The following is a 15077-nucleotide window of genomic DNA, read 5'->3' on the forward strand; positions in this document are numbered from 1 at the left end:
TATAAACCCCAACCCAGGTGGTGACGGCACTAAACTATTCCACGTCGAGCTGCCCGTTATTGCGCAGCATCGTCAGGAAGGCCTCCGACGACTGACCCTCCATGCTGACACCGTCCAGGGTAATCTTCTGGTCGGCGTTGCTGTGCTGGACGTCGAGCCCGCCATCGCTTTTGATGTAAAGCACGGTGTCTCCGTTCTCCTCCTGGGCAAAGATAAAGCTGTCCAGCGCCGACTGGTCGGGGTCAGTACTCGTGGAGTCAAAGTCGTTGAGCAGATCCCCCAATGCCAGCTTATCGGCCTCTGGATCCATGCTCAGAGCCGCATCCTTGACGTGGAAATCGCTGACCACGTCGAGGGCAGGGTCAGTGGCACTCCCGGCATCCCCCAGATTCCACTGGAAGGTGTCGGAACCCAGCCCACCCAGCAGAAGATCATCGCCAGCACCGCCAATCAGCACGTCGTCCCCGCTGCCCGCGAAGAGCTGATCGTTGCCTTTTCCACCATCGATGCGATCCTGACCACCGTCGTTACGGCTGTCACCCGACAGGGCTTCATAGTTGTCCTTGATAAAGGCCAATATCTCTTTCTGGGTCGGCTCTGTCCCGCTGTTCTGAGTGGTCAAGTAATCGACGAGCCCGGCGTAGCCACTACCCGCCTCACCACCGACACCTGCAGGGTCGATCTGATCACCGAACAGCACGTCATCACCCGCGCCACCGTCCAGGGTGTCACCGCCAAGGTCCGCTGGCTGATCGAATGACGCCCCCCCCTCCAGCGCCGTTGCAAACTCCTCGGCAGAATTGACGATGGCCACCTCACCAGCCGGTACAAGCTGGTCGTCCGTGTAGCTGTAAAGATCGAGTGAGATGTCATGAATAAGCAGTGAGAAGAAGTTCCCAGCAGCGTTTTCTACTTCGAACTGCAGCCTGTATGTTCCTCCTTTCAACCCATTTGCCATAAACTGAGTCGAGCTACTATTGATACTGCCCGACGGCGATATTGGCAGCGAGGTGGCAACAACATCCCAGTCGCCTTCCTCATTTTGCATTTCCAGCGACCAAGAGAATCTGTCGCTTGGATTCCCTTCCTTTTCGAAGTCGTTGGGGGTGTCGGTCACGTAGTCAAATGACAAGGTATAAAACTGATTGGCACCAGCAGGCTCATCCAGGACTATAGCATCGCTGGTGGCGACAGTACTGCCATCGCCAGTACCACTGTCTCGAACGCGCAGATAGGTGCCGACCGGGGTTCTATCAATGGCTATGTGGCCATTGGTTGTCTCCACCGCCCAATTATCGATGGAAGCGAGTCTTCCCGTGTCACCCGTGTCAAAAGTGGCAAGCATTTCGGTACTGCCTACCGAAGCCCCGGATTCCAGAGGAATCGGCACCATTTCCAACTCACCATCTGCCGTGTTGTCGAAAATCTTCAGAAAATCGCGACCTACATCATCACCTATCCCAATCGCCTCCACCCGACTGATGGCGGCCAGAGGTTTGTATCCTTCAAGCGCATTGGTCACATCCTTATAGGTGGTAATATTCCCCGCATCACTGACACCAATTTGACCGTTGTCATTGTGAGAATTAGGCTGACCATCCGTCATAAAGTAGGCAACGTTATTGAAACCGCTCCGACTAACATCCGTCATCCACTCAGTAGCGGTAACAAAGGCTTGCTCGAAATTGGTTCCAGAAATAATCGCTCTACTATCCAGAAATTCATTGACGTCACCCATATCTTCAGGTGAGAAATCATTGAATGCGATCGAAGGCGAATACTTCCCGCCGAACGCCACGATCTGGACATGGATTGTCCCCTCAAAATCGGCAAGTTCGGTAAGCTTGGCACGTATCGCCTCGATCGCCACCTTGAAGCGTGAATTGCCGTTTTCCAACACGGCGCCCATACTCGGCGAAACATCAACAATAAAGGAAAGATTGTAGTCCTTGGCAGGTTCAAGCACGGAATGCTTCCCGCCAGCATCACCTAGAACCACATCATTACCACTCCCACCGGTGATGCTGTCATCGCCACCGCCTCCGACGAGTAGCTGGTCATCATCCGGCAGTGACAAGGTCAGGGAGCCATCGGCAGTATCGCCGTCACCATCCGTTCCGGCCAGTGACAAGGACAGCGCAGGATCTTTCTCCGCCTCGGAATAGGCGAAGTCGCCGACCGAAAATGGCCTTGTGCCGTCCAAGCCACGAAACTCGATCGCTTCAAAGGCCTCGCCGGTTGTAAGCACCAGCTGGGCATCGGCGGGAATGTTTTTCACATTGAGGGTGCCATCGGCGTTTTCCTCAATCGTCACCAACGAGGTGATATCCTTGCCGGCACCATTCACGAGGCGAACATCACTTTTCGCAAGTTCCAGCACGTGGCCGCTGACGGCAACCGGATGGCCACTGGTATCGGTACCATCTGGAGCCGAGGCAATCGCTTTGATCCCGACATCCGTCAACGTCCCGTTTTCCGCATTGATAAACTGGCTGAAGTGCGTAATGCCTCGGTGGTTATCCCAGCTTGGTGCGGTGTCAGAAAAACGCAGGTTATCAACGAAATCCAGGCGCACAGCTTCGTCGAGTCCCGTCAGGTCGTCGTGACCCGCGGCTAGTTGCGTATCCCCATCAGTTCGCAACCAGGACGCCCAGGGTCCTCTATAGGTCCAGGCGGACGCCACGACATCGGCTGCTCCATCGGCACCATCAAAGGCGATAAAACGATGGCCCGACCCGGACCCATCGGTGCCATACTCACGCACTACGTGCTTGCTGCCTTCACTGATTTCCTTGCTGGCATCATCAAATGCCCTGAGCCCCTCATCGATGACCTCTACCTCGTAGGTAGAGCCATCCGCCGACAGGCTCACCTTGAAGGCCACGCCGCCACTCGCGGCCTTCGCCTCCAACGTCTTGCCGTCGTCACTCAATTGGTAAGTCAGAACCTCGCCGTTCGACGTGAGCAGCGTCCCGCCATTGACACTCGTGACCTCGGTACCGTTCATTACGTCGCTGAATGTCACTTGACCAATGTCATCGGCACCCGCCTCGAAGCGAACCTCACCCGTCTGGCCAGATTTTAACTGCGCTTGCTCCGCCTCCCAGACAACAGGCGTATCATCGTCAATCAGCACCGACAGCTTGCCCTGGACCTCGCTGCCATCGGCATCGGTCACGGTGTAGCCGATGTCAAACGTCAGGTCGTTCTCGTCATCGCCCGCCGCATGCTCCAGCGCCTGGTGCAACGTTACGGTGTAATCGCCCGTGGCCTCATCGTCCAGGGTGATGGTGATCACAGGTTCTTTTTCGGAGTTGCTATCGGTCACCGTCCCGGTGAGCGTGTGCCCATCGGTGCTTCGTTCAAAGCTCACCTCACGACCGTCCACCGTCTTGAGGTCGTCGGGCAGATCACCCAGGTTCCACTGAAAGGCGTTGCTGCTGGCCGGGCCATTGCTGCCAAAACTGTAGCCCATGCTGCCTGTGGTGTTGGCATTCTCACCCGTCACATCACCACTACCCCCGGCGTTTCCACCGGTCAGGCCGTCCTCATCGACGGTGGCGACAGGAGTGGCGGTAGCGGGATCACGATCGCTATCCGGCGTGGTCGGAGTACCATCCGCTTTGAGCGCCAGGCTACCCGTAACACCATCCCCATCAGCATCGGCCCCCGTAAGACCCACTTTGAGATCCCCCTGCGTGGCCCGATCAACCGGCTCATAGCTGAAGTTGCCAAGAGCAAAACCTCCGACATAGTCGGGCGGAGGCGATGTACCATCGATTTCAAGCGCTTCGAACGGAACCTCACTTTCCACAATAAAGCGGTATCCATCCTGCATCCCATCAACGGTCACGCTGCCATTGGCATTCGCCGTCAGGATGACCTGATCGCTAACGTCGATACCACTGGCGTCATAGACAGTAATAGCCGATACATCAAGGTCAATGACGGTATTGTTCTCCCCTCTTTCATTGGAGGGTTTGCCACTGGTACGCGCCGCATCATCGTAGTCGAATATTGAAACATTGAACTTTGACGGATTACCGTCACGAACATGGATACCTTGTTCGAACCAGGTTACACCTTCATGCTTTTGCCAGCTTGGCTGATTATTGCTGAATGAGAGCTGACTAACAAAGTCATAACGCACCGTTTCGCCTTCATCAATAATACTGCTGCGAAACGACAAAGAATCACCGTCATTGTCATTAATACCATCGAAATCTGTACCGTCATCGCCATCACCATTTCTCCTGCCAGATACCAGCACATCCTTGTAGGTATCGCCGTCAGGACGATCAAACTGGTAATACAGTGTACCCCAGTTTTGGCCACTATAGATGATGTCACTTCCAACGGGCTCCCCACTGGCAATGCTGTAACGGCTGCCAAGGTCAATATCCGTATTGAATAAGTCCACGCTATAGCTGCTGCCATCATCTGACAGCGTCAGTGTGATGGCAGTATCTCCATCACTACCTTCTTCGGGGCGCGTCACCGCATTTAGCGTCTTGCCATCTGCTGACTTCTCCCAATAAAGCACCTCCCCGTTGAGATATAGTGGGTTGCCATTGGTATCGATCACCGCTGTTGATGCACCGGGGTCAGCAAACACTACCTGCCCAACACCATCGGCACCCGCGTCGAAGAGAACCTCACCCGTCTGGCCAGATTTTAATAGCGCTTGCTCCGACTCCCAGACAACAGGCGAATCATCGTCAATCTGCACCGACAGCTTGCCCTGGACCTCGCTGCCATCGGCATCCTTCACGGTGTAGCCGATGTCAAACGTCAGGTCGTTCTCGTCATCGCCTGCCGCATGCTCAAGCGCCTGGTGCAGCGTCACCTTGTACTTGCCCTCGGCCTCATCGGCCATGGTGATGGTGATCACCGGTTCTTTTTCGGAGTTGCTATCGGTCACCGTTCCGGTGAGCGTGTGGCCATCAGTACTGCGCTCAAAGCTCACCTCACGACCGTCCGCTGTCTTGAGGTCGTCGGGCAGACCAGCCAGGTTCCACTGGAAGGCGTTGCTATCGGCGGCGCCATCGTCGCCAAAGCGGTAGCCCAGCTCGCCTTTCACGACGGTGGCCTCTCCTGCCACATCACCACTACCCCCGGCGTTGCCACCGGAAAGCCCGTCTTCGTCGACCGTCGCCGTCGGGCTCTGGGTAGTCGGGTTGTCGCCATCTCCGGGAACGCTGGGCGTGGAGTCTTGCGCCACCTTCACCGTCAATGTCGAAGACGACTTGTCTCCGTCACCATCGGTGATGGTGTAGTCGATCACGGCGTCGCCTTCGAAGGCCCCTGCCGGGGTAAAGGTGATCTCACCGTTGGACGCGATGGCCACCGTACCGACGCCGTCCCCACCCCGGACCGAGGCCTTGGTCAGAATTGCGCCATCCTCGCCCTGGTTGTCGCTTGTGCCGTCATTATTGGTCAACACGTTGTAGGTTTTCGCCGTGTTTTCCGCCGTCTCGGTGGTGTCGGCGACCGCCGCTGGTGAGGTATCGAGGATGTTGATCTCCAGGTTGGCGCTCGTGCTATCGCCCTCGTTGTCGGTCACCGTCAGCGCAAAGCTGTCCAGCACCGTGGCGTCATCGCTGTGATCAGCCCTCTCGCCATTCTCGGTGTAGGAGTAGGTGATCTTGCCGCTAGCCGCATCGTAGTCGGTCACCGTGACGCTGCCGTGCTTGCCTTCCACCACGACGCTCTTGGGTGCCCCCGGACCAGTGCTCGCCCCAGTGATATCGACAGTCTTGCCGCTCTGGTCGGTCAGGCTCACCTGCTTGATGCCGGCATCTGCCGCCACCGTCATGCTGCCAGTGACCGTGGCTCCGCTACCTTCCACCACGCTGTGATCGCCGGCCACCACCTCTGGACCGTTCGGATCACTGCCGTCCGGCTCGTTGCCATCAGGCTCGTTGCCGCCCGGCTCGTTGCCGTCGGGAATCTCGATCGTCGGCACGTCGTCGTCGCTGCCGTTGATGGTGATCGTCAGCGTCGCGCTGCTGGTATCACCGTCGGCATCGGTGAGGGTGTAGCTGAAGGTTTCTTTCAGCGTCTGGTTGTCCTTCAACGCCTGAACGTCGGCGTTGTCAGGATCCACGCGGTAGCTCCAGCTACCGTCGTCATTGTGGATGAAGCTGCCATAGCTGGCGGAGGCGTTGCCGGTGAAACCATCAAAGGTCATGCTGTCGGCGCCGGCGCTGTCATTGTCGAGCACATTACCGCTGATGGCCGTCACCGCCTCTTCACCCAGTGCCGCGCTGTCATCGTTGGCGTCGGGGGCGGTATCGATGATATTGATGTCCAGACTCTCGCTGACAGTTTCACCGGTAGAATCGGTCACCACGATGTCAAAACGATCAAACACGCTACCGTCACCAGCCGCGTGGTTGGCAGCCAGTCCATTCTCGGTGTACTGGTAGGTAACGATTCCGCTTTCCGGATTAAAACCGGTAATGGTTAACGTACCGTGCTCCCCTTCAAGCACCAATGGACTCTCGTCGGAAGTACCTGCGATGTCTCGCCTACCAACACTGATCGATGCGACTCCAGCCGGCGCAGACACAGTAAAACGGCCGGCCACAAACGCCTGACTGCCCTCGACGGCACTGTGGAACCCGGCAGTTGCCCCTCCATCACTGTCTTCAAACTCTATTGACGGAGCGCTCGAGCCGGCTTCGCTATCATCCATGTCACCAGCTATACCACCCACCTCCCCGCGCCCAGCCGATTCGACAATGAAAGGATCACCGAAGGAGTAGGACTGTGAGCCAGAGGTTTCGGTAATTCTCATCAAACGTACAAAGTCAAACCCATCATGGCTTGCCCCCTCCCCACCACCCGCACTGGGCTCCTCGAGCGCTTCGAGAATGTCGGTGGAACCCTCAGCGATCAATTCCAACAGTTTCGAAACATCCTCCCGGCCCAAAAAGTCGACGGAGCTTGCATCGCCCTGTCCCTGCTCTTCGGGCAACGAAACCTGTTGGGCTCCTACGAGGAGGGCCGCGGGTCTACCATCATCGAACTGAAGAGCCACACGCGAACCCTCGGCAGTGACAATGATATCGCCGGCGTTCAGGCTATCTCCTTCTTCCAGAGCGATAACTTCACCATCCGGGCGTTTAGCCCAGGCCTTACCTTGCAGAGAAGTGACGACGACGTTTGTCACAGGCACATGGACCTCGCAATATTCGTATATAAAAGTAAGAATATAACCACAAACTAATACGAATCATGCTATCCGTGTAACAGGAGGTTACACAGTGTACCAATGGACAATAGGACATCAGATCTTGAAATGTTTCGCCCTGATTTTTCCTTTTTTCTTTGCAGTTACGGTATTTTTTTACTCTCCGCCGTAAACGGATATGCTTGTTATTGCAGATTTTGTAGGACATTTCTTTCTGTTGTGCCCGATCTAGAACAGCGTGTCGCTAGATACTCAGTTGCAAGTGACCGACGGCTTGAGAAAATACAGGAAAGGCGAATCTTGAATAGGCAATTAAAGGCGAAAGGAAAAGGGGCAAAGAACTAGGCGCTGTCCGAAAAGTCGACGAGCGAAGGTTAGACAAGGCAAAAATTGGTGAGAAAGCGCAGTTTACGGGGTGTAAATGAGCATTTTGATCCGATTTTTAACGCCGTATTACCGAGCGCAGGCACTTTTCAGACAAGCCCTAAGGAATCGAGCAGAAATAAACGTTGCCTTTTAACATCCTGTTTGCAATCCAAGAACAAGAAAATGCCGGGCCACCCAAAGGTGGCCCGGCTCTCTCTTATGGCAACTCTGGTCATGACGACCCAGGCCTACTCCACGTCGAGCTGCCCGTAATTACGCAGCATCGTCAGGAAGGCCTCCGACGACTGACCGCCCATGCTGACACCGCTCAGGGTGATCTTCTGATCGGCGTTGCTGTGCTGATCATCGAGCCCGCCATCGCTCTTGATGTAGAGCACGGTGCCACCGTCTTCCTCTTGGGCGAAGACAAAACTATCCAACGCCGACTGGTCAGGGTCAGTGCTCGAGGAGTCAAAGTCGTTGAGCAGATCCCCCAGGGACAGCTTGTCGGCATTCGGATCCATGCTCAGAGTCTGGTCCTCGACGTGGAAATCACTGACCACGTCGAGGGCCGGGTCGGTGGCACTGCCGGCGTCTCCCAGATTCCATTTGAAGGTGTCGGACCCCAGTCCACCCAGCAGGAAGTCGTCACCGGCGCCGCCGATCAAGATGTCATCGTTGGCGCTGGCAAACAATTGATCGTCGCCCTGCCCGCCTTCCAGAAGGTCCTGGCCGCCATCGGCACGGGTCTTATCGATCAACTTGTCGTAGTTGGCCTTGATGAAGTCGAGCGTCTCTTCCTGGGTCGGCTCCGCACCGTTCTGGCCAGTCAGATAGTCGACCAGACCGTCGTAGCCACTACCGGCCTCACCACCGACGCCTGCGGGTTCGATCTGATCGCCGAACAGGATATCGTCCCCCGCACCCCCGATCAGATGGTCGTTGCCCACCTCCTGCGGCACATCGGAAGACGAGCCACCATCGAGTGCGGTCTCGAACTCCTCGGCGGAATTGACGATAAGATCTTCACCGGCTGGCACCAGTTCGTCGTCGGTGTAGCGATAGAGACTGCGTGAAACGCCTCCCACCGCTAATACGAAGTCGGACGAACCGGTACCGTTATCCACATCGAAAGCGAGCCGGTACGTCCCCCCTTTCAGACTATTGGCCATGATCTGGGTAGTGGTGGTGGTACCTACCGCATTCTCGAAATTGTTTGACACGACTTCCCAGGTGCCATCATCGTTCAGCTTTTCCACTCGCCAGACAAAGTGGTCCCGAACAATTCCGTTGGAACTTTCTCTGTCACTTGTCTGGTAAGTAAAGGCAAGACTGTAGAAGTCGTTGGCGTTAACCGGCTCAGACATTGTGATGCTGTCGCTGACCACCGTGGTAGCTCCATCATTGGTGCCGCTGTCAGCGATACGTAGATACGTCCTGCTGCCATTTCTCACGACGCTGACCGACCCGCTGCCACCTGTCTGGTGCCAGTTCTCCAGTTGTCCCAGGCTGCCCGTGTCACCGGCATCGAAGGTTGCTGGATAATCGACCGATTGCGTCTCACCTGACGCATAGGGTAACGGCACCATTGTCAAGCCACCGTCAGCGGTGTTATCAACCACCTTGAGTATCTCGCGATTGACATCGTTGCCGATACCAATGGCTTCCACTTGACTAATCTGGGCAAGTGTCTCGTACGCCTTGACAGCCTGCGAGACGTCCAGCGCAGTGGAATCGTTGGGCGAAGCGGTCACACCAGTGCCCGCAGTGGTGTTATGAAGTGTCGGGCTACCGTCACTCAGGAAGTAAGCCACATTGTTGTAGCCATTGGAGCTGGTTTCCGTCATCCAGTCGCTGGCGACGTTAAAGGCTTCTTGGTAGTTGGTGCCATCTTTCGCCTCTAAAGAATCCAGAAAGTCCTTGGCATCCTGGACATTGTCCTGTGACAAGTTCAAGAACGGTTCCGACTTCGCGGCCTGGGCAAAACCGACAAGTTGTACATTAATGATGCCCTCAAACGTCGCGAGCTCATCAAGCTTGGCCTTGAGCGCCTCTACCGCGACCTCAAGCCGCGTCTTGCCGGTATCGCCAAGCTTAAACGCCATGCTGCCCGACGTATCCAGGATAAAGGACAAGTTATAGTTCTGCGCCGGCTCCACCACGGTGTACTTGCCGCCGGTGTCGCCGATCAGGACGTCATTGCCACCACCACCCTGGACGGTATCGTCGCTGTTGGTTCCAACCACCAGGGCGTCGTTGTCGGTGGCGGTCACGGTAATGGTCAGGCTGGCGTCACTGGCATCGCCGTCCCCATCGGTCAGCGTATAGGTAAAGCTCTCATCGACGGTCTGGCCCTTGTCGAGCGCCGCGACCTCGGCATTGTCACTATCAAGCGCGTAGCTATAGCCGCCCTGGGTGTCGAGGGTCAGGGTGCCGTACTGCCCCTTGATCACCAGCTTGCCGTCGGCATTCAACGAGGACACCGTGGTAGAACCCTGGCTGACGGCGGTGACGCTGGCCCCATCAGCACCGGGGGCGTCGGCCTGATCACCACTGGACGCCCCCGGACCACCGATCACGTTGCCGGAGACCGGCGCCATGTTCTCGATGATGGCGTTGGTGTCGCTCGTCGCCACCGGGGCATCGTCATCGATGACCACTGACAGGGCACCATCGGCCTGGCTGCCATCGGCGTCGACGATGGTATAGGTGGCATCGAACAGCAGATCGTTTTCGTCGTTGCCGGCTGCATGAGCGAGCGCCTGGTGCAGCGTCACCTGATAGGCTCCACTGCTCTGATCGGTCAAGGCGATGGTGACCACGTCTTCGCTGCCGCCACTGCCATCGCTCGCCGTGCCGGTCAGGGTGTGGCCATCGCTGCTCAACTGGAAACTTACCGCTCGACCATCTGCCGTCTTCAGATCGCCCGGCAGGCTCGCGACGTTCCAGGTAAAGGCCCCGCTCGCCGCAGCGCCATCGTTGCCAAAGCTGTAGCCCAGTGTTCCGCTCGTGACCGTGTCCTCACCCGCCACATCGCCGCTGCCGCCAGCGTTGCCACCGGCCAGGCCATCCTCGTCGAGGGTGGCCGTCGGGTTCAGGGTGCTCGGATCGCCATCGCTTTCCGGCGTTGACGGGATCGCTGCCTCCCTGTTTTCCAGCGTCAAGGTACCGCTGGCGGCATCCCCGTCGTTGTCGGTCGCACTCAGGGCGATGTCGATGCTGCCGGCCTCGGTCAAGGCCGAGTTCGACGTGCGCGTCAGATAGAAGGCACTGGCATTACTGACGCCATACAAGTTGATGGCCTCGAACGGCTCATCGGTGTTTAGATGCACGTATCCGCCACTGGGGACGCCACTGATCCTCAGACTACCGTCAGCCAGCACCGTCACGTTGCCACCCGACGGCAATCTCACATCGTCTGGCGAAAGCGCAAGCACCCTGCCTTGCTGCTCGAAGGGTATCCCTGAACCGCCCCCATCACCGTCATAGACGATAGCCTGCAAGATATGGGTAGAGGTTGCCTGACTGGAAGGACCGCCGGCCGCGCCGGGGTTGATACCGTAGCTGAAGCGAACGACCTCTTGATGCTCCCCCCAGGATAGGCCTTGGCCGCCATAGGTGGCTGAATCGACAAAATCGAAGCGCATCACCTCGTTGGCACCGGTCTTCTGCGTTCCCGCATCATTGCCGTTGAACCCGCCAACAAAGAGCCGATCCGCACTACTGGCACTGTTGAAATTCGCACCAATCGCACTGTTGGCATTGGTGTTATAGCCGGTAAACAACACGACCGGGGCTTCGTCATCAGCGGAGTTGGTAAAGGTACGAGCGCTATTTCCTCCCCCGAAGGTCTTGGCATCCCGTTGAACGAAACCAGATTGTACCTGGCCAGCGTTGATACGCTCGAAGCTGGTCACATCGTACTGTGAGCCGTCTCCTGCCAGGCCCACCTCAAAGGCCACTGTGTCGCCAGCGACCGCTTGAAGGGTCAAGCCGTCGGCACTCAACTTCCAGAGTAGCGGCCGAGTCACCAGGAAAAGCGCGTTACCATCTTGATCAAACACTCGCTGTCCATCGAGCGAGGCGTCGAAGCCGATATCGCGAAGACCGTCTGCGCCGGCCTCTTCGAAGTTGATATGGCCGCTGGAGCCCGTCACCAGGAGCCCGGTGTCTGCCACAAAATCAGAGGGAGTATCATCGATGATGGCGACATCCAGTTCGCCAGACGCCGTATTGCCCCGGACATCAACCACCTCAACAGCGAAGGTATCCGCGAATTCCGTATCCGTGGCCCCGCTCTGACTGTCGTTGTCGACCTTACGCTCCAGCAGATACTCGTAGCTGAGCGTACCTCCGCTCGCATCACCGCTGTATCCCGTCAAGGTCAGAGTGCCGTACGGGGTATCCAGGGCGACGGGATCGCCGGACAAGGCTTGCAGGTCGGCAAGCGTCAGGCTTCGACCTCCGATGCTCAGCGTCTCGAGTCCATCCGGCGTATCGATATCGAAGCTGCCGGCGCGTGTCAGTTCGCTGCTATTGCGCTGACTACCATCGGCCAGGTTGGCCTCGCTGACGATCAGTTCGGAAGCGAAAGGGTCGAGTCCGGCCAACTGAGCCCTGCCCGGCAGCGTAAGCTCCAGACTCCCCTCGGCGGTATCACCATCCCCGTCGGTTCCCTGCAGCGCCAGGGACAAGGCGTCGTCTGCATCGAAGGTCCCGTTCAGCCAGGTGTACTCGAAATCCCCCAGGGTAAAACCGACTCGCGTATTGGTATTCGTGGCGCGGATTTCGACCGCCTCGAACGCACTCTCGGTCTCGAGAACGAGCCGAGCGCCATCGGGAACCCCAGACACCGCAAGGGTTCCATCAGAATTCTCCACGATCGTCACGGACGCGGTAATATCGTTTCCTGCGCCATCAAGAAAACGAAGCTCATCAGCATCCAGGGCAAGCGCATCGCCGCTGACCTCGTGCGGATGACCGCTGGTGTTGTTACCGTCAGGGGCCAATGCAATGGCGGTTACCTTGAACGATGCGGGTGTTGTCCGCCCATCCAGGTTGGCGAGGTCGACTACCTGTTCAAAACGAGTAACGCCCCGGTGTTGCTCCCAATTGGGCTCCTCGTCGGCAAAGCTCAGATTATCGACGAAGTCGAAACGTGCCACTTCGTTGTACGTGGTCCTGTCGTCACCGCCGGGGGCCAATTGGGTGCCGCCATCCGTTCTTAACCAGGACTCGCCCGGAAAATTGAAAGACCAAGCGGACACCACCACATCGGGGCCGCCATCGCTACCGTCAAACGCCACAAACCGATGGCCTTGAGTAGAGGTATTGTGCCCTTCATAAAAGACTTCTGGTCTGCCATCACTGATAGCCTGGCCTGAGTCCGCCAGCGTCATGATGGCATCATCAAGGACATTCACCTCGTAACTGGAGCCATCCGCCGCCAGAGCTATTTCGAAGGCCACGTCGCCACCGGCAGTCGTCGCCTCAAGCGTCTTTCCTCCATCGTTCAGCCGGTAGGTGAGACGTTCGCCATTTGAGGTCACCAGGGTCGCGCCGTTCAGGCTCAGCACAGCGCTGCCATCCAACGCCGAGGAAAACTGCACGGCGCCGATACCGTCGGCTCCTGCTGCATCTGCGAAGTTGATATCGCCAACGGTGCCTGAAGACAACACGCCATCGACGGTATCGAAGGCCACCGGCGTATCGTCATCGATCACTACCGTCAACTTGCCAATCGCCTTGCTACCATCGCCATCGGTGATGGTATAGCCGACGTCAAATGACACATCATTCTCGTCTTCGCGCTCGGCGTGCTCGAGCGCCTGATGCAACGTCACCTGGTAATTGCCGTTGACCTCATCTGTCAGCTTAATGGTGATGACTGACTCGGCGCCGCTGGCGCCGGCTACGCTGCCAGCCACGGTATGTCCACCGTCGACAAGTGAGAACGTGACCTTGCGCCCGTCTGCTGTAGTGAGCTCGGGCAGGTCCTTCAGATTCCATTGGAAAGCCTTGCTGCTGGCCGCACCATCGTCGCCAAAGCGGTAACCCAGATCTCCGGTGGCGACAGTGAACTGTCCGTCCACATCGCCAGTACCGCCCTTGTTGCCACCGGACAAACCATCCTCATCGACGATCGCCACGGGGCTCTGGGTGGTCGGATCGGTGTCGGTCGACGGTGTGGTTGGTGTGGCGTCGGGCTCCACCGTCACGGTCAGGGTCGAGGACGCGGTGTCACCGTCGCCGTCGGTAAGGGTGTAGTCGATGACCGCCTTGCCTTCGAAGCCCGCCGCCGGGGTGAAGGTGATGTTGCCGTCGCTGGCGAAGCTCACCGAACCCACACTATCACCGCCCTGCACCCTGGCCGCGGTCAGGGTCGCGCCGTCGGCGCCCTGGGTGTCGCTGGTGCCGTCATCATTCTTCAGCACGTTGTAGGTTTTCGATGTGCCTTTATCGGTGCTGGTAGTGTCGGCCACCGCACTCGGGCCATCGTCGCCGATGTCGATAGTGAGATTGGCCGGGGCGGAGGTATCGCCATCGCTGTCCACCACCCGCACACCGAAGGTCTCGGGCACGCTGTCATCCAGACCCGTTTTGTCCTTGTCGTCCTGACTCGCGCTGCTTGTCAGGGTGTACGACCAGTTGCCGTCGGTGTTCACCGTCAGGGTGCCGTAATCACCGGCGACCGTGGTGCCATCGCCATTGATCTCGACCCAGTCGCCGTCCTTGTCCTTCACCTCGTAGCGCACCAGGTCATCGTTGCCGGTGCTACTCTTGAACTGGCCGCTGGTGGTCTCGCTGTTGCTGGCGGCGTTACTACCCGGGGACTGATCTGCACCGCCATCAAGCCCTGCTTCCTGCACGCTATAGGCGCCATCGGCGGTCGTCGGATCACCGTCCGGGCCGCTCGGGTCGATGGTCGGTGTGGAGTCGGCCGCCACCGTCACGGTCAGGGTCGAGGAGGCGGTATCACCGTCGCCATCGGTGAGGGTGTAGTCGATGACCGCCTTGCCTTCGAAGCCATCCGCAGGGGTAAAGGTGACGCTGCCATCGCTGGTAAAGCTCACGCTGCCCTGGCTCGGATTGCGCAGAGCGGCGGTGGTCAGGGTGGCACCATCGGCACCCTGGGTGTCGCTGGTGTCATCACTGTTGTTGAGCACGTTGTAGCTGACCGCCGTGTCCCCGGCGGTGCTGGTAGTGTCGGCCACCGCACTCGGGCCATCGTCACCGATGGCGATAGTGAGATCGGCCGGGTCGGAGGTATCGCCATCGCTGTCCACCACCCGCACGCCGAAGGTCTCCGCCAGGCTATCGTCCAGACCCGTTTTGTCCTTGTCGTCCTGACTCGCGCTGCTTGTCAGGGTGTACGACCAGCTGCCGTCGGTGTTCACCGTCAGGGTGCCGTAGTCACCGGTGACCGTGGTGCCATCGGCGTTGATCGGGACCCAGTCGCCGTCCTTGTCCTTCACCTCGTAGCGCACCAGGTCATCGTTGCCGGTGCTGCTCTTGA

2 protein-coding genes are annotated in these 15077 nt (G+C 58.0%); both read right to left on the reverse strand.

Annotated elements, in window-relative coordinates:
• Window positions 1-34 precede the first annotated feature (34 nt).
• Complete coding sequence (locus C6W88_RS20150) at window positions 35-7174, reverse strand: retention module-containing protein (RefSeq protein WP_146164688.1); 7140 nt, start codon at window positions 7172-7174, stop codon at window positions 35-37.
• A 635-nt stretch (window positions 7175-7809) separates the two neighbouring features.
• Window positions 7810-15048 (reverse strand): cadherin-like domain-containing protein, encoded by a 7239-nt coding sequence (locus tag C6W88_RS20165; protein ID WP_231498727.1) that lies wholly within the window; start codon window positions 15046-15048, stop codon window positions 7810-7812.
• Between the last annotated feature and the right edge of the window lie 29 nt (window positions 15049-15077).

The sequence above is a fragment of the Halomonas litopenaei genome (assembly GCF_003045775.1).
GTDB classification, from domain to species: Bacteria; Pseudomonadota; Gammaproteobacteria; order Pseudomonadales; family Halomonadaceae; genus Halomonas; species Halomonas litopenaei.